At 74.2% G+C, this 16,137-nt stretch carries 13 protein-coding genes; 5 read left to right on the plus strand and 8 right to left on the minus strand.

Translation table 11 applies throughout. The features are described 5' to 3' along the window. From ACZ52R_RS11255 to ACZ52R_RS11270, 4 genes are all read right to left on the minus strand, one after another. Entirely contained in the window at window positions 1-2,607 is a 2,607-nt protein-coding gene (locus tag ACZ52R_RS11255; RefSeq protein WP_465753353.1) for a serine/threonine-protein kinase, read from the minus strand. Window positions 2,608-2,612: 5 nt separating this feature from the next. Next, entirely contained in the window at window positions 2,613-3,974 is a 1,362-nt protein-coding gene (locus tag ACZ52R_RS11260) for a hypothetical protein (protein ID WP_360503493.1), read from the minus strand. A gap of 221 nt (window positions 3,975-4,195) precedes the next feature. Then, the gene (locus ACZ52R_RS11265; RefSeq protein WP_465622988.1) at window positions 4,196-5,161 is read right to left on the minus strand and encodes a glutamate ABC transporter substrate-binding protein; all 966 of its coding nucleotides are present in this window, start codon (window positions 5,159-5,161) and stop codon (window positions 4,196-4,198) included. Window positions 5,162-5,190: 29 nt separating this feature from the next. Further along, the gene (locus tag ACZ52R_RS11270) at window positions 5,191-6,681 is read right to left on the minus strand and encodes a hypothetical protein (RefSeq protein WP_465622989.1); all 1,491 of its coding nucleotides are present in this window, start codon (window positions 6,679-6,681) and stop codon (window positions 5,191-5,193) included. 286 nt (window positions 6,682-6,967) lie between these two features. On the opposite strand from ACZ52R_RS11270, the gene ACZ52R_RS11275 reads away from it, so the two are divergent. Then, window positions 6,968-7,543, plus strand: coding sequence for a nucleosidase (locus ACZ52R_RS11275; RefSeq protein WP_465622991.1), 576 nt, complete (start codon window positions 6,968-6,970; stop codon window positions 7,541-7,543). 32 nt (window positions 7,544-7,575) lie between these two features. After that, on the plus strand, window positions 7,576-8,088 hold the full coding sequence (locus ACZ52R_RS11280; protein WP_465622992.1) for a DinB family protein: 513 nt from the start codon (window positions 7,576-7,578) through the stop codon (window positions 8,086-8,088). A gap of 92 nt (window positions 8,089-8,180) precedes the next feature. Here ACZ52R_RS11280 and ACZ52R_RS11285 read toward each other — a convergent pair whose 3' ends face one another. Further along, on the minus strand, window positions 8,181-9,119 hold the full coding sequence (locus tag ACZ52R_RS11285) for a sigma-70 family RNA polymerase sigma factor (protein ID WP_465753354.1): 939 nt from the start codon (window positions 9,117-9,119) through the stop codon (window positions 8,181-8,183). Window positions 9,120-9,232: 113 nt separating this feature from the next. Between ACZ52R_RS11285 and ACZ52R_RS11290 the strand changes: the two genes are divergently transcribed. Both ACZ52R_RS11290 and ACZ52R_RS11295 read left to right on the plus strand, forming a co-directional pair. Then, the gene (locus ACZ52R_RS11290) at window positions 9,233-10,015 is read left to right on the plus strand and encodes an SDR family oxidoreductase (RefSeq protein ID WP_465622995.1); all 783 of its coding nucleotides are present in this window, start codon (window positions 9,233-9,235) and stop codon (window positions 10,013-10,015) included. Between the two features lie 78 nt (window positions 10,016-10,093). Beyond that, window positions 10,094-10,618 (plus strand): hypothetical protein, encoded by a 525-nt coding sequence (locus ACZ52R_RS11295; RefSeq protein WP_465753355.1) that lies wholly within the window; start codon window positions 10,094-10,096, stop codon window positions 10,616-10,618. Window positions 10,619-10,692: 74 nt separating this feature from the next. Here the strand turns inward: ACZ52R_RS11295 and ACZ52R_RS11300 are convergent, their stop codons facing one another. Beyond that, window positions 10,693-11,289, minus strand: a complete 597-nt coding sequence (locus ACZ52R_RS11300) for a cysteine hydrolase family protein (protein ID WP_465753356.1) — start codon at window positions 11,287-11,289, stop codon at window positions 10,693-10,695. Between the two features lie 85 nt (window positions 11,290-11,374). Here ACZ52R_RS11300 and ACZ52R_RS11305 point away from each other — a divergent pair, with 85 nt between their 5' ends. Then, window positions 11,375-12,346, plus strand: a complete 972-nt coding sequence (locus ACZ52R_RS11305) for a GlxA family transcriptional regulator (RefSeq protein WP_465753357.1) — start codon at window positions 11,375-11,377, stop codon at window positions 12,344-12,346. A gap of 265 nt (window positions 12,347-12,611) precedes the next feature. On the opposite strand, the gene ACZ52R_RS11310 is transcribed toward ACZ52R_RS11305, so the two are convergent. Together ACZ52R_RS11310 and ACZ52R_RS11315 are read right to left on the minus strand one after the other, a co-directional pair. Continuing rightward, complete coding sequence (locus ACZ52R_RS11310) at window positions 12,612-14,303, minus strand: DUF885 domain-containing protein (protein ID WP_465753358.1); 1,692 nt, start codon at window positions 14,301-14,303, stop codon at window positions 12,612-12,614. Window positions 14,304-14,448: 145 nt separating this feature from the next. After that, on the minus strand, window positions 14,449-16,002 hold the full coding sequence (locus tag ACZ52R_RS11315) for an AMP-binding protein (RefSeq protein WP_465753359.1): 1,554 nt from the start codon (window positions 16,000-16,002) through the stop codon (window positions 14,449-14,451). Window positions 16,003-16,137: the final 135 nt, after the last annotated feature.

Consider the following 16,137-nt stretch of genomic DNA (forward strand, 5'->3'; position numbering starts at 1 on the left):
CTACACCCACGTCCTGGGACGGGCACGGTTGGCCCGTTCCACCATCTCGATCCTGATCTCGGCCCGGTCGGCCAACCGGGCGAGTACCCGGTATGACTGTTCCAGGGCGAAGCGCAGTTCCCGCTCCTGTGCGGGACGTCCCAGTACCGCCAGGTCGGCGGCCTGCCGGGACCCGGCCGACCCGGCGCCGACCCAGCCGAGGGCCGCGCCGAGCACCTCGACGGAGAGCTCCTCGCGGCGCCGGTCGTCCAGCCGCAGCGCGGTCAGCTGCGCCGAGCTCGCGTCGAGGTCGGCGGCCAGCTCGTCGGTGGCGGGCCGCTCGCGCAGCCGGGCCCGGACGGTGGCGATCCGGGCGGCGGTGTACTGGCTGGAGGTGGCCGGGACGGACTCCAGGACGCGGACCGCGCCGGCCCGGTCGTCCTCGGCCAGCCGGACCCGGGCCAGCCCGAAGGCGGCGCTCAGGTAGGCCTGGTCGGTGGCCCACACCAGCCGGTAGAACTCGGCCGCGTCACCGCCGTTGCCGAGCAGTTCGGCGCAGATGGCGAGGGCGAGCTTGGGCGCGGCCTCGCCGGGGAAGGCGTCGTACACGGCGTCGAAGGCCTCGGCCGCCGCCCGCAGGGCTGTCATTCGCCCGCTCGCCTCCGCGGTGACTCGGGGTGCGTGCTCGCCCTCAGGGCGCTCGCCGTTGCCCTCGGGGAGTTCTTCGGAGGCTCCGACCAGGGCGGTGAGGCCGCGGTACCAGACCACCCGCCAGTCGTCGGGGTGGTCCTGCTCCAGCGCGTCGAGGCGGGTCAGGGCGTCGCGGTGGCGGCCGAGTTCGAGCAGGGCGCGCAGTTCGCGCAGCCGGCTCTCCACCGAGACGGCGGGGATGCCGGCCAGGGCGACGAGGGCCTCCTCGGGGTCGGGGGAGAGCAGGGTGGCGAGGAAGCCGGCGTTGGGGTCGCTCGGGTCCACCCGGGGGATGGGCAGGGCGAGGGCGGCGGCGGCCGGGTCCAGGGCGGCCACCCGGAGCTGCCCGGCCTGCTCGGTGGGCAGCACCAACTCGGTGTCCACGACGCGCAGTTCGGGGCCGAAGAGGGTGGAGAGCGCGGGGTAGGGCCGGTCGTTCTGAAGGGCCAGGATCTCGCGCAGCACGCCGGTGAGCTGGTCGGCCATCTCCTCGGCGGAGGAGAAGCGGCGGGCCGGGTCCGGGTCGGTGGCGCGGACCAGCAGGCGGTAGTACGACTCGTAGCGGGCGAAAGCCTCGACGTCCTCCGGGCCGGGCAGCGAGTCGCGGTAGGTGGTGCTGTAGCCCTGGAAGTCGAAGGTGAGCACGGCGAGGGTGCGGGCCACGGTGTACAGGTCGGAGGCGGGGGAGGGGCCGTCGGTGGCGATCTCCGGGGCCTGGTAGCCGATGGTGCCGTAGATCGGGCCGTCGTCGTCGAGGCGGCGGACGGCGCCCATATCGATGATCTTGAGCGTGTCGCCGCTCTGGATCGCGTTGTCGATCTTGAAGTCGCAGTACACCAGGCCCCGGCCGTGCAGGTAGCCCAAGGCCGGCAGCGCCTCCAGCGCGTACGCGATCGCCTGCTCGACCGGCAGCGGCTCGCGCCGGCCGTCCGGGGTGCGGCGGTCGTTGGCGATGTCCTTGAGCGACTTGCCGCCGACGTACTCCATGACGATGTAGCCGTCGGTGGAGCCGGTGCGCAGGTCCGGGTGCTCGGCGAAGTTGATGATCCGGACGATGTTCGGGTGGTCGACCTCGGCCAGGAAGCGCCGCTCGGCGACGGCCACGGCCAGCGCGTCCTCGTCCCCGGTGTCCAGCAGGCCCTTCAGCACCACCCACTTGTCGTTGACCCGCCGGTCCACCGCCAGGTAGATCCAGCCGAGCCCGCCGTGCGCCAGGCAGCCCACCACCTCGTACTGCCCGCCGACCAGGTCCCCCCGGCGCAGCTTGGGCGTGAACGAGTACGGCGTGCCGCACTTGGTGCAGAAGCCCTCCGGGCGGCCGGGGTTGCCGTTCTTCTCCCGGCCCACCGGGGCCTCGCACTTGGAGCAGAACCGCTTGCGCTCGGGCACCTCCGGGTTGGCCAGCACCGCCTGCGCCGGGTCGGCCGTCTCCACGGTCGGCACGGTGACCAGGCCGGCGCCCAGCCGGTTGCGGGTGCCCGCGCTGGCGCTGGCCCGGGAGGAGCGCACCGAGACCGAGCGGGCGGAGCTGGTGCGGGTCGAGCGGTGCGAGCGGGAGCGGCCGGACATCGAGCGGGCGGAGCCGGTGCGGGCCGACATCGAGCGCACCGAGCCGCTGCGCCCCGAGTCCGGGGAGACCCGGGCGGAGGGGACGTAGGGCTGGGTGACGCCGGTGTCGGCGCCGGGCGGGGTGAGACCGCACTCGTCGCAGTAGCCGTCCGCGTCGATGGTGCCGGAGCAGTCACGCGGGCAGGCCGCCCCGGGGCCGGCGGCACCGTCCCCGGCCCGGGCTCCCGCCGCGGTCGCCGCAGCGGCCGTCGGTGTCTTCGGTGCCGCGGTGGTCCCGCCCGCCGGGGCCAGCCCGCACTCGTCGCAGTAGCCGTCGGCGTCGATCCTGCCGCTGCCGGAGCACTCCGGCCGTACGCACGTCCCGCCCATCAACCTCAGCCCCCCTGGACCTGTCCGTCGACCGGCGCCTCGCCGGTCGCCTCCTGAACCTGCGCGGCCTCGGCCTGGGCCGGCCGCAGCGACTGCTGGAACCTGGCCACTGCGGCGGCCGCCGCCCGCAGGTCGCACGGCGCGCTCCACAGCAGCCAGCGCGCCTTCTCGTACCGCTCGATCACTTCCGGGTCCTCGGAGACCCGCAGCCGGGCCGACATCGCCTTGTAGGCGTCCAGCCGGCCGCGCAGTTCGGCCCGGACGGCCAGCGGCTGGGTCACCTCGGTGAGCGCCTGCCGGGCCCGGGCCAGCTCCTTGGCGGCGGCGTCCTCCAGCGTGTCCAGCAGTGGCGCCAGCCGGCCCCACTGCCCGGCCTGCCGCAGGTCCAGCGCCGCGACGATCCGCTCGCGCAGTGCCGAGGCCGGGCCGGGCACCGCCGGGACGTCGCTGGCCGCTATCTTCGCCAGCACCTCGCCGCGCGCCCGGCGGGCCTCGGCCAGCGTGGCGTCGGCCCGCTGGAGCAGGTCGCCGACGCCCTGCAGCCGCTCCTCGGCCTCGTCGCGCAGCCGCAGCAGGTCCTCCAGCTCCAGCCGGACGCCGTCCAGCGCCCGCCCGGCCCGGTCGAACCGCTCGGTGTCCACCACCCCGGCGGGTCCGGCGAAGGCCGAACCCTCCGGGACCGTACCGCGCTGGGCGGGCACCCGGGCCGGGCGCCACAGCGCCAGCGGGTCCCCGTGCACCTCGGTGCGCAGTTCGGTGAGGTCCTTCTCGATCGCGGCTATGTCGTCGGCCAGCGGGTGGCCGCCGGTCCGTACGCCGAGCGAGCCGGCCAGCGTCCGCACCCGGTGGAGCTCGGCCAGCAGCAGGTCGATCCGGGCCGGCAGTGCCGACCAGACCGCGTCGGCGGCGCTGACCACCTCCAGCACGGAGGCGTACCAGGAGTTCATCCGGGCCATCAGCGCGTCCAGGCTGATCCGCTCGACCAGCTTGGCGGGCGCGCCGAGCAGCTGCGGCCCGTCCGGCACCGCGCCGCCCGGGACGGTCACCGCGTCGCCGGTCAGCAGCTCGCTCAGCTCGGCGAGTTCGGGTGCGCCGGGCTTGGCCTTGCGGGCCCGCACGGCGCGCGCCGAGGCCAGCGCCTCGGAGTAGCGGTCGAACAGCGCCCAGAGCAGCGGCAGACCCTTCCCGGCGACCGACCAGCGCTCCAGGGTGCGCCCGGCCAGCTCGGCGCCGTCCAGCAGCCGCAGGCCCGGGTGGTCCTGCAGGGCGAGCAGCGCCGACTCGACCGCGTCCCGTTCCGCGCCGAGGCGCGCGAGCGCGCGGTCCACCTCCTCCCGGCTCAGTACCGGGCCAGCCGATGCCGCCACCGCGGTGTCCTTCCTTCCTCGCGTGCGATCCCGAGGCGCCTGACGCGCATGACGTGCGATCCCACGACAACCCCCCGTGTCCACCACCGGTCTCCCCGCGGTGATCGTCCCGAACCCTAGCCGGTGGCCGTTGAGGCGGAACGGGCGCGGGGCGTCAAGACCGCGTCAACGCCCCGGGCCCGGATGCCCTGTCGGTGCCTCAGTGCGTGCCTCCGGGTGCCTCAGTGCGTGCCCGGCCAGTAGTGGTCGGCGTCGTTGAGCATGTACGGCTTGAGCCAGTGCTCGTACGAACGGGCCCAGTCGCCGCGCGCGTAGTAGTCGGCCAGCACCTGGTTGACCCGGGCGGTCAGGTCGGGGCTCTCCTTCAGCATGGCGACGCCGACCACCTCCGGCTGCACCTCGCCGTCCACGATCCGCACGGTCTGGTCCTGGGCGGCCTGACCTGCCGCCAGGCCGTTGTCGGTCATGACGGCGTCCGCCTTGCCGAGTTGCAGCAGCACCAGGCAGTCCAGCTGGTTGCCCACGGTGACGACCTGTCCGATGGTCTTGTTGTCCTTGAGTACGGTCTGGGCGGTGGAGCCGTCGGCGACGCAGACCGTCCGGCCCTTGACCGCGTCGTCGATGTCCTTCGCCGGGGACGCCTTCGGCACCAGGACGCGCTGGGTGATGTTGAAGTACGGCTTGGAGAAGGCGACGTCCTTCATCCGCTGGCAGTTGATCGTCATGGTGCGGACGATCAGGTCGACCCGGCCCTTCTGGATGGCGTCGATCCGGTCGGCGGTCGCCACCGGCTTGAGCACCACCTTGTCCGGGTCGCCGATGATGGCGGTGCCGATCGCCCGGGCGAGATCGATGTCGAAGCCCTCGATCTGGCCGGTGTTCGGGTTGCGGGCGCCCCAGCGGTAGCTGTTCTGGTCGACGCCGATCACCAGACTGCGCTTGGCCTTGATGGCCTTCACGGCCGGGCCGTCCTCGGTGCTCGGCGGCACGCTCTTGTAGACGTCGCAGTCGGCCTGGTCCTGCTGCGCCTGCTGTCCCTGCTGCCCTTGTTGCGCGGCCTGCGGCGCGGTGGCACCCGGCCCGGCCGGTGCGGCGCCGACCGGGCCGCCGCCGGCGAGCACGACGGCGCCGGCCGCCAGCAGCGCCAGGGCGGCGACCGGCCTGGTCCGTACGGTTCTCTTGCGCATCTGTCCGTTTCCTCCCTGCCGGTTACCGGCTACCGGTACTCGGCCAGTCGTCGGCCCAGGCCCCGCAGCGCGGCGGCCGCGGCCAGCAGGCCGAGCAGCGCGGCCGCGCCGGCGGCGGCCCGCAGGTCCCCGCCGGTGCCCTCGGCGGACTGCTCGAACCGGTCCTGCTCGATGTCGGCGGCCCGGGCGAGCGCCCGGTCGGTGGCGTTGAAGAAGGCGTCGGCGGTGTGGGTGTCGGCGGTGGCCGTCACGGTCGCGTCCAGGGCGCCCTGGTAGTCGGCGTCGTCGACCTCCAGCTTCCGGGCCGCGTCGTGCCGGTCGCGCCACTGGTCGAACTGGGTCACCGCCTCCCGGACGCTCGGCTCGGCGGCCGAGGGCGCGAGCCGGACGGCCTCCGGGAGCGAGCCGGTGCGCCGCTCCAGCGGAGCGTCCCGGGACGCGGCCCCCTCCAGGTGCTCGGTGGTCTTCGTCCACTGGTCGGCGTACTTGGTGGTCGAGCCGCGGGCGACGAGGTGCAGGTTCTCCGCCAGCCGGTCGGTCAGCACGTCGACCCGGGCGGAGTTGAGCGCCCGCAGCGGCGTCGCGCCCTCGGTGTCGCTGCGCTTCAGCGCCGAACTGGTGGTCAGCCCGGTGACGGTGAGCCAGAGCGCGCCGGCCAGCACGGCGGCGGTGGCGCCCAGCAGGCCGATGTTGAACACCCGGTTGGTGCGGCGGAACAGCGTCAGCTGCACCCAGACCAGCGCCGCCAGGGTGACCACCGCCAGGCCGTACGCCCCCCACGGCACCGACTTGGCCGCGGCGTAGTCGTTCGCCAGCTCCTGGTTCTCGGCGGCGGCCAGTTCGGCGGCGGCCGGCAGCAGGACGGTCTGCATCTGCTCGGAGGCGTACCGCAGGTAGGCGCCGCCGAGCGGGATGCCCTGCCGGTTGTCGGCCCGGGCGGTTTCCACCAGACCGGCGTACGTCGGAAGTTGCTGGTTCAGCCGGGCGAGTGAGTCCTGCGCGGGGGAGGTCGCGGTGGTCCGGGCGGCGGCCTGCGCGACCAGCTTGGCGGCCGTGGCGAGGTCCTGCTCGTAGCGGGCCCGGACGTCCTTCGGCTCGGCCCCGGCCAGCAGGAAGCCGCTCGCCGCGGTGGTCGCGGCGTCCGCCAGGTTGCGGTGGATCTCGGCGGCGTCCCGACTGAGCGGCTGGCTGTACGAGACCACCCGGTCCGCGGCCTGCGCCCTGGTCTCCAACTGCCAGGCGGTGAGCCCGCCGAACGCCACGGTGAGCACCGCGAGCACCACCCCGGCCAGCCGCAGCCGGCCGGGCGCCGTCCGGGTGGCCTGCGCGAGCCGGGCGCGGACGCCGGTGGCGACGACCGCCCGGGGGCGCCGGGCGGGCGCCCCGCCGGGTCTGGGCGCCGGGGCCCTGCCGGGCCGCACGGCGACCGGCGTTCCCGGCGCGGCCGGGGCTCCCGGCGGACCGTCCGGCCGTGCCGGGATCGCGGCGCCCGGAGCGCCGTTGCCTACTGGTGTCGCCACCCGCCTCATCCTCCCCTGGAGCCGGCCCGTTCCCCGGGCCCGGCCGATGGCAGCAGTATGGCCGTGACTCTCCCCGGCCACACCTGACTTGCGCCGATCTTGAGCATGTCGTGCACGGTTTCCGCACGCCGTCGCACCGCGGCGGCCGAGGCCCGTACGGAGAGGTGGCGAACCGTCCGACGCGGCCCGCACCCTCCGCGGTTCCCCCGACCGGGCGGAGCGCGCGGGTCCGTTCGTGGGCGCGCGCTCCCGGGTGCGGCACCCCTTCGCTCCGTACGATGGGCCCATGCGCCTGCTTGGAACGATCTCGCCCGACCGCCCGCTGCTCGTCGTCGCCGTCCGCGAGGAGGCCGCCCACCTGGACGACCGACTGCCCGTGCTGCTCACCGGGATCGGGAAGGTCAACGCCGCCGCCGCGCTGGCCACCGTCCTCGCCCAGGGCGAGAAGCCCTCCGAGGTGATCAACCTGGGCACGGCCGGCGCGCTGCGCCCCGGCTGGGAGGGCACCCACCACGTGGTCCAGGTGATCCAGCACGACCTCGACACCCCCGCGCTGCAGGCGCTCACCGGGCGTCAGTACGGCGCCCCGCTGGTGATCGGCAAGGGCGACGGACCGGTGCTGGCCACCGGCGACCTGTTCGTCTCCGACATCGCCGCCCGCGACCGGCTCGCCGAGCACGCCGACCTGGTCGACATGGAGGGCTACGCCGTCGCCACCGTCGCCCACCGGGCCGGGGTGCCGGTGCGGCTGGTCAAGCACGTCAGCGACGAGGCCGGGGGCGGCGCCGCGCACACCTGGCGGGAGTCGGTCGACGACTGCGCCCGGCACCTCGCCGGCTGGGTCTCCGCCCAGGGCTGGTGACCGAGCGTCAAAGCCCTGGCTAGGGTGGCGCGGTGACCGAGAGCACCGCGCGCAAGCGCTCCGACAACCGCCCGCCCGGCGTCAACACCGACGAGCCGACCACTCTGCTGGCCTTCCTCGGATACCTGCGCGAGGCGGTGATCGGCAAGCTCGCCGGGGTCTCCGACGAGGACGCCCGGCGCCCCGGCGTCGCCTCCGGCACCAGCCTGCTGTGGCTGGTGCGGCACCTGACGGCCGTCGAACTCAACTGGTTCGAGTGGGCCTACCAGGGGCTGGGGGAGGAGCCGCTGGAGTCCGACGAGATCCCGCTGGACGGCGCCACGGTGGCCGACGAGATCGCCGCGTACCGGGACGCGATCGCCCGGGCCGACGCGGTGGCGGCGGCCGCCCCGGACCTCGACCGCCCGGGCGTGCGCTCGCTGCGGCCGAACGCCGAGGCGCCGTCGATGCGCTGGGTGCTGGTCCACATGATCGAGGAGACCGGGCGGCACGCCGGGCACGCCGACATCATCCGCGAGCAGCTGGACGGCGCGGTCGGGCGCTGACGGGCGGCGGCGGTGGCTGTCGGCGCCGGCGGGACGTCGCTGAGGCTGTCGGAGTGGGAGGGCGCTCGCCTGCCCTCCCACCCCTTCGTGTCTCAGACGCTCCGGAAGTCCGAGAGGTCCAGCGCGGCCAGCCGATCGGGGTCGGTGAGCACGTCGATCGCCACGATCGCGCCGTCCACCACGGTGAACGCCATGATCGACAGCGCCCGGCCGTTGTCGCCGATGACCACGGCGCCCGCGGTGCCGTTGACCAGCGCCGGGCGGGCGAACGGCGACAGCGTGCCCCACAGGGTGGCCTGGCCGGCCACCGTCGCGGCGCCCGAGAGCACCACCGTGTGCCGGGCCATGACCGCCCCGCCGTCCGAGCGCAGCACCACGTCCGGGTCGAGCACGGCGAGCAGCGCGTCCAGGTCGCCGTGGCGGGCGGCGGCGAAGAAGGCGTCCACGGCCAGCCGCTGCCGGCCCAGGTCCGGGTCCGGCGCGGGTGCCTGCCCCTGCACCTTGCGGCGGGCCCGGCTGGCCAGCTGCCGGGTCGCGGCCGCCGTCTTCTCGATCAGCGGGGCGATCTCCTCGAACGGCACGGCGAACAGGTCGTGCAGCACGAAAGCGACCCGCTCGGCCGGCGACAGCGACTCCATCACCACCATCAGCGCCAGCCCGACCGAATCCGCGAGCATCACCTCCTGCTCGGGATCCACCACGCCCTCGCGCCGCAGCAGCGGGTCCGGGATGCGCGGCGGGCCCGGCTCGCCGCCCGGCCCGACGGGCTCCAGCGGCTCCTCCCGGCGCAGGGCGCGGGCCCGCAGCAGGTTCAGGCAGACCCGCGAGACCACCGTGGTCAGCCAGCCGCCCAGGTTCTCCACCCCGGCGGTGTCGGTGCGGTCGTACCGCAGCCAGGTGTCCTGGACGGCGTCCTCGGCCTCGCTGATCGAGCCGAGCATCCGGTAGGCGACGGCCTTCAGATGCGGGCGCTGCTCCTCGAAGAGCGCGGCTCGGGCGCTGCGGGCATCCGGAGAAGAATTCTCGTCCACCGTGTCACATTCCTTCGTCGCCGTGGGTCAGAGCAGCAGAAGCCACCCAACAACGGCTGCGGCGGAGAGATCAACTCCCCGCCAGGGACGAATCGGAGACGACCGTGGATCTCGTGACGAACAACCCCGTGCTGGTCACCGGCGGCACCGGCACCCTCGGCAAGCAGGTCGTACCGCTGCTGCGCGCGGCCGGGTGGCCGGTCCGCGTCCTCAGCCGGCAGGACCGGGCCGCCGCCGACGGCGTGACCTACGTGCGCGGCGACCTGCTCGGCGACCCGGCCGAGGCCGCCGCCCGGCTGGACGAGGCACTGGCCGACGTGCACACCGTGCTGCACCTCGCGGGCGGCCCGAAGGGCGACGACACCGCCACCCGGCTGCTCGTCGCCGCCGCCCGGCGGGCCGGCGTGCGGCACCTGGTGTACATCTCGGTGATCGGCGCCGACCGGATCCCGCTCGGCTACTTCCGGGCCAAGCACGCCGCCGAGGAGGCGGTGGCCGGCTCGGGCCTGCCGTACACGATCCTGCGGGCCGCCCAGTTCCACGACCTGGCGTTCACCGTGGTCGCGAAGATGGCGAAGCTGCCGCTCGTCCCGGCGCCCGGCGGGATCCGATGGCAGCCCGTGGACGTGCGCGAGGTCGCCGCCCGGATGGTCGAACTGGCGCTGGACGAGCCGGCCGGAACGGTGCCCGACCTGGCCGGCCCCACCGTCTACGAGATGGGCGAGCTGACCCGGCGGTACCTGGAGGCGCAGGGCCGCAGCCGCCGCCAGCTGCCCGTACGGGTGCCGGGCAAGGTCGGGCGCGCGTACCGGGCCGGGGAGAACCTGACCCTGACCGGGGCGGAGCACGGGCGGCGGACCTGGGAGGAGTTCCTGGCGGAGCGGCTGGCGGCGTGAGCCCCTGCGGGGTGGTTCCCGGCGGGGTGGTTCCCGGCCGGGTGAGCCCTGTCAGCGGTGCGCCGTAGGGTGGCCGCCATGTCCCTCCTCGACGCGATCCGCGCCAACGACGCCGCCGCCGACTACCTGACCTGCACAGGCGAGTTCGACCCCTCCCGGAGCTACGAGCACGTCGAGGAGGTGGTGCTCGCCTCCGGCGCGGCCCTGGAGGCGGTGGCCAAGGACGGCGCGGGCGGCACCTACTTCCTCTGCGGCGACGGCGGCGAGGAACGGCCCGTCCTGTACGCCGACTCCGAGGGCGGCGCCGCCCTGCTGGCCGTCGGGGTGCCGGAGCTGGTCCGGCTGCTGCTGGCCGTGCCGTGGTGGCGGGACTGCCGGCGGCTCACGGCGGCGGAGTGCGCGGAGGCCGCCGAGGACTACCTGGAGGAGGAGCCCGGGCACTTCGCCGACCGGGACGCGGCCGCCGCCGCGCTTGGGCTCGAAGTCCCCTCCGAGGCCGAGGCGTTGGCGCGGCTGCGGGAGGTCGCGTTCGGCCTCGGGCCGGAGTTCGTGCTGCTCAACGCCGTGGAGGGCAACGCGTACGAGCCGCTGCTCAGGCCGTAGCGTTCAGGCATCGGCGTTCAGGCCTGAGTCTTCAGGTCTGAGCTTTCAGGCCCGAGCGTTCGGACCCTGGCTGCTCAGGCCTTGGCCGCCTGGAGCACCGTGTCCGTCGTCACCACCTTGGCGAACCGCATCGCGTGCAGCACCGTGGCCGTGGCGCGGGCGAGTTCGGCGGCGGGGAGGGTGGTGCCGTCGGGGCCGGTCATGTCGAAGCCGTGCATGGCGTCGGTCGGGAAGATCGCGTCGTAGCCGAGGTTGCCGGCCATCCGGGCGGTGGTCTCGTTGCACACGTTGGTGATGATCCCGGTGACGACCAGCTGACGGGCGCCGCGCTCCTGGAGCCAGGCGTGCAGGTCGGGGGTGCCGTAGAACGCGCTGTTGACGGTCTTGACGATGTGCAGCGCCGGGGTGACCTCGGCGACGAAGTCCTTCAGCTCGTACCCCGGCGCGCCCTCGGCCAGCGGCCCCGCCTTGGAGGTGTGCTGCACGGTGACGATCGGGCGGCCGGTGGCCTGCCAGGCGGCGATCAGCTCGGCGATCCGCTGCTCGGCCTGCGGGTTGTCGCGGGGGCCCCAGAAGTCGTGGTCCTCGAAGCCCTTCTGGACGTCGATCACGATGAGGACGGCGTCGGAGTCGAGGGTGAGCGGGGCGTCGAAGGCGTCGGTGTTCGTCATGGGTCCATCGTGCTCGTCCGGGTGCCGGGGCCGTGATGGGCAGAAACGCCACCCATCGATAGATTCCTGCCAGTAGATTTCTGCCATGCGAACCGTGGGTTGCCTGATCTTCGACGGTGTCCGGGCCTTCGACTACGCGGTGATCGGCGAGGTGTGGGCCAACCGGACCTCCCGACCCGGGCTGCCCGCCTTCGACCTGCGGGTCTGCGGCCCGGACGGCGCCCGGGTACGGCTGGGCGGCGGGCTGGAACGCGTCCCCGACCACGGGCCCGCCGCGCTCGCCGACTGCGACCTGGTCGTGGTGCCGGGCGTCGACGACCCGGGCGCCGACCTCAACCCCGCCGTCCTCAACGCCCTGCGGGCCGTCGCCGCCGCCGGGATCCCCATCGCCTCGCTCTGCGCGGGCGCCTTCGTCCTCGCCGAAGCCGGCCTGCTCGACGGCCGCGAAGCCACCACCCACTGGGCCCTCGCCCCCGAACTCGCCCGCCGCTTCCCGGCGGTGACGGTCCGCCCCGAGGTGCTCTTCACCGGCGGCGAGGGCCTGTGGACCTCGGCCGGCGTCGCCGCCGGCATCGACCTCTGCCTCCACCTCGTCCGCACCGCCCACGGCCAGCAGGCCGCCGCCACCATCGCCCGCGCCATGGTCACCGCCCCCTTTCGGGCCGGCGGCCAGGCCCAGTTCATCCCCACCCCGGTCCCGGCCCCCACCGCCGACGACCCGCTCTCCCGCGTCCGCGCCGAGATCCTCGCCTCCCTCGACACCCCCTGGACCGTCCCCCGGATGGCCGCCGCCGCCCTGATGTCCGAACGCACCTTCGCCCGCCACTTCACCGCCACCACCGGCACCACCCCGACCCGCTGGCTCCTCGACCAGCGCATCCTCACCGCCCAACGCCTCCTGGAGGAGACCGACCTCCCCGTCGACACCGTCGCCACCCGCTGCGGCTTCACCTCGGCGGTCTCCCTGCGCCCGGTCTTCACGGCGCGGGTCGGCGTCGCGCCGCGCGAGTACCGCAGGGCCTTCCGGGGCCGGGAGGAGGGCCGGGAGGAGAACTAGGACGTGGTCGTCGGAGGCGGCGAGGGCGAGTCGGACGGAGGAGTCAGGCAGGGCCGGTGCGGGTGGGGGAGGTGGGGTGGCAGCCCTCAGCGCCGCCACCCCTCTTGGCTTCTCGGCAGCGGGGTAGTGGTTCGTTGAGCGAAACCCCACGGTGGGGTGAAGTCCGGTGGGGGTCTCCGGGGGGTTTGGCGGGGGTTGTGCGACGCTCCTCGAGTACGGCGCCGTTCCCGGCGTTCGGTGCCGGTTCCTGGAGTTCCCGCCGCTCCTAGAGTGCGGCGAGCTGCTCGACCAGGTCGTCGAGGCCGAGCGAGCCTTGGGTGAGGGCCTTCATGTGCCAGGTCTTGAGGTCGAAGGCGGCGCCCTGGCGGTGGCGGGCGGCTTCGCGTCCCTGGAGCCAGGCGCGTTCGCCGATCTTGTAGCCGATGGCCTGGCCGGGCCAGCCGAGGTAGCGGACGATCTCGCTGTCGCGCATGTCGGCGGGGCTGCCGTTGTACGTGGCCATGAACTCGGTGGCGAGTTCCGGAGTCCAGCGTTCGCCGGGGTGGAAGCCCGCGTCGGCGGGGATGGCGAGGCCGAGGTGCATGCCGATGTCGATGATCACCCGGATGGTGCGCAGCATCTGTTCGTCGAGGAAGCCGAGGCGGTGGGCCGGGTCGTCGAGGAAGCCCAGTTCGTCCATGAGGCGTTCGGCGTACAGGGCCCAGCCTTCGACGTTGGCGCTGACCATGCCCAGCGTGGTCTGGTAGCGGCTGAGTCGGTCGGCGACGGCGACCCACTGGGCGAGTTGCAGGTGGTGGCCGGGAACGCCCTCGTGGTACCAGATGCTGACGAGTTGCCAGGTCGGGAAGGTGTCCCGGCCGAGGGTGGGCAGGTAGGTGCGGCCGGGGCGGCTGAAGTCCAGGCTGGGCCCGGAGTAGTAGGGCGCGGCGGCGCTGCCGGCCGGTGCGATCCGGGATTCGACCCGGCGCAGTGGTCCGGAGATGTCGAAGTGGGTGCCGTCGAGGGCGGTGATCGCCCGGTCCATGGTCAGCTGCAGCCAGTCGCGGATCGCTTCCTCGCCCTGGACCGCGTGGCCGTGCCGTTCCAGGTGCCGCATCGCCGCGAGGGCGCCCGCCCCGGGCAGGACGCGTTCGGCGGCGGCACGCATGTCGGCGGCGGTGCGGTGGAATTCGCTCCAGGCCCAGGCGTACGCCTCGTCCAGGTCGATGTCGGCGCCGGTGTGGTGGCGCACGGCGAGCCGGTAGCGTTCCCGGCCGACGGCGTCCGGGGTGTCGGCGGTGGCCGGCGCGTAGGTGTCGCGCAGCCAGTCGCGGAACTCGGCGACGGCGGCGGTGGCCCGGAGGGCGGCGGCGTCCAGTTCGCCGCGCAGCTGCTCGGGGCCGGGGGTGACGAAGTCGGCGAACCATCCCGCGTTTCCGGTGCCTTCGCCGGTCCAGGCGGTGAGCTGGTCGATGACGGTGGCGGCCTGGCGGGGCGCGGCGAGCAGGCGCCGGTTCATCCCTTCGGTGAGGGTGGCCCGGTAGCCGTCGAGTGCGGCGGGCAGGTTGCGCATCCGGCCGGCCACGGTGGCCCAGTCGCCGTCGGTGGCGGTCGGCATGTAGGTGAAGATCTTCCGCACCTGGTGGACGTGCGCGGAGATGTTGCGCAGCTGGCGGAGGTTCTCGCCGGCGTCGTGGACGGCCAGTTCGGCGGTGAGGCGTTCGCGGAGGAGTCGGGCGCAGTTCTGGTCGGCGGGGTCTTCCGGGGCGGGGCCGGTGGCGGCGGTCGTGGCGTCGAGGTCGGTGAGGGCGCGTCGGGCGAGGTCGGCGAGCGCCTCGAATCCTTCGGGGGAGAGGTCCGGCTGCCGGTCGTCGCCGGGGTGCAGGCCCAACCAGGCGGCGTCCAAGGGGCTTTGGGCGGCCACGTGGTCGAGGTAACGGTCGGCGATAGTGCGAGCGGTGATCGTTTCATCTGCCATGGCGCCATGATGGCGTACCCGTCCGGGTTGCCCCGACGGTGTGTGCCCCGACTGTTGGTGGGCTGACGACCGGTCGCTGTCGACCGGGGCGTTTCCCTTCGGAGGGTTTGATTGAATCGAAGGGAAACGCCCCCCGGGGCCGTCCTCAGCCCGCGTGGGAGTCGCGCAGCAGCTTCTTGTCCGGCTTGCCCACGGCCGTCAGCGGGATCTCGGCCATCACGTGCAGGGCCTCCGGTGCGTACATCCGGCCCTTGCGGGCCGTGACGTACGCGCGGATGTCCGCCAGTTCGGGCTGCTGCCCGGGTGCGGGGACGACGGCGACGTGGACGTGCTCCGCTTCCTGGGCGTCGCGCACCCCGTAGACCGCGCACCGGGCGATCGCCGGGTGGGTGAGGAGCAACTCCTCGACCTCGTCGGGGTAGACGTGCCCCCCGACCACGATGATCTTGTCCTTGAGGCGGTCGGCCAGGAAGAGGTAGCCGTCCTCGTCGAGGTAGCCGATGTCGCCGGTGTTCAGCCAGCCGTCGCGCAGGACCTCGGCGGTGAGGTCGGGCCGCTTCCAGTACCCGGCCATGATGGTGGCGGCGCGGATGTGGATCTCGCCCTGCTCGCCGGTCGGCAGCCCGGTGCCGTCGGCGGCCCGGATCACCACCTCGACGCCCGGGAGGGGCCGGCCGACCGGGACCCGGCTGCCGCCCGGCCCGATCCGGTCGTGCTCCTGCGGGGTGAGCACGGAGATCAGCTGTGCCTCCGACATCCCGTAGGCGCCCGTCAGGACCGGCCCGAACACCTTGAGCGCCTCGCGGATCCGGGTCGGCGAGGCGGCGCAGCCCCCGTACGCGATCTGCCGCAGGCTGGACAGGTCGGTCCGGCCGACCGCCGGGTGGTCGAGCAGCTGGTAGAGCAGTGGGGGCAGCGCCCAGAGGTCGGTGATGCGTTCGCGCTCGACGGCGGCCAGCACCGCGCCGGGGTCGAAGGAGCGCTGGAGGACCACCGATCCGCCGTGGTGGAGCGTCAGGTCGCAGAGGACGCCCGCGAGATGGGCGAGCGGGGTGGCTGCGAGGAGCCGGGGCGCGCCGTCGGCGGGGTCGCTGCCGATCGGGGCGTCGAAGACGCGACGGTAGGGCCCGTGCAGGCTGCGGATGCCCTTCGGGATGCCGGTGGTGCCGCCGGTGTGGCGGATGCCCAGGTCGTCGTCGGGGCCGACTCGGACGGCGGGCGGCTCGGCGGGGTGGTGGGCGGACGCGGCGATGACGTCCGCGCCGATGGTCGACGGGCCGGGGCCGGGTCCCAGGGTGAGGACGGTCGGCACGTCGACGAGGGGGAGCAACTCGGCTGCGGTCGCGTACCGTTCGGCGTCCACGAGAAGGAGGGCGGTGTCGACGCTGGCCGCGATCTCGGCGAGGGTCGGCGCGCTCATGCCGTCGTAGAGGTTCACCACCCGCGCGCCCGCGAGCCCGGCGGCGTACCGGGCGCTCAACGCCTCGGGGGTGTTGCCGGTGAGCAGGGTGACGGTGGTGCCGCGTGCCGCGCCCCGGGCGAGGAGTTCGTGGGCGAGGCGGTACGTGGCGGCGGCGAAGTCGCCGGCGGTGATCACCGCACCGTCGGCGGTGGTGATGGCCCGTCGGTCGGGATCGGCGGCGAGGGACCGAAGGATCAGGGCGGGGGCACTGACGAACTCCGGTTCGCTGATGGCCACTTCTTCTGTGCAGTTCGCAACCATCTTCACAGCCTAACCCCATTCTTCGTGCCCGATGGAGTAGTTCGGTCCCCCCGGGATTGGGAGGTCGGGCCGGGGCGGTCAACGACGGGTATCCGGACCGGCGGGGTCGGA

It is taken from the genome of Kitasatospora sp. NPDC034023, assembly GCF_055575795.1.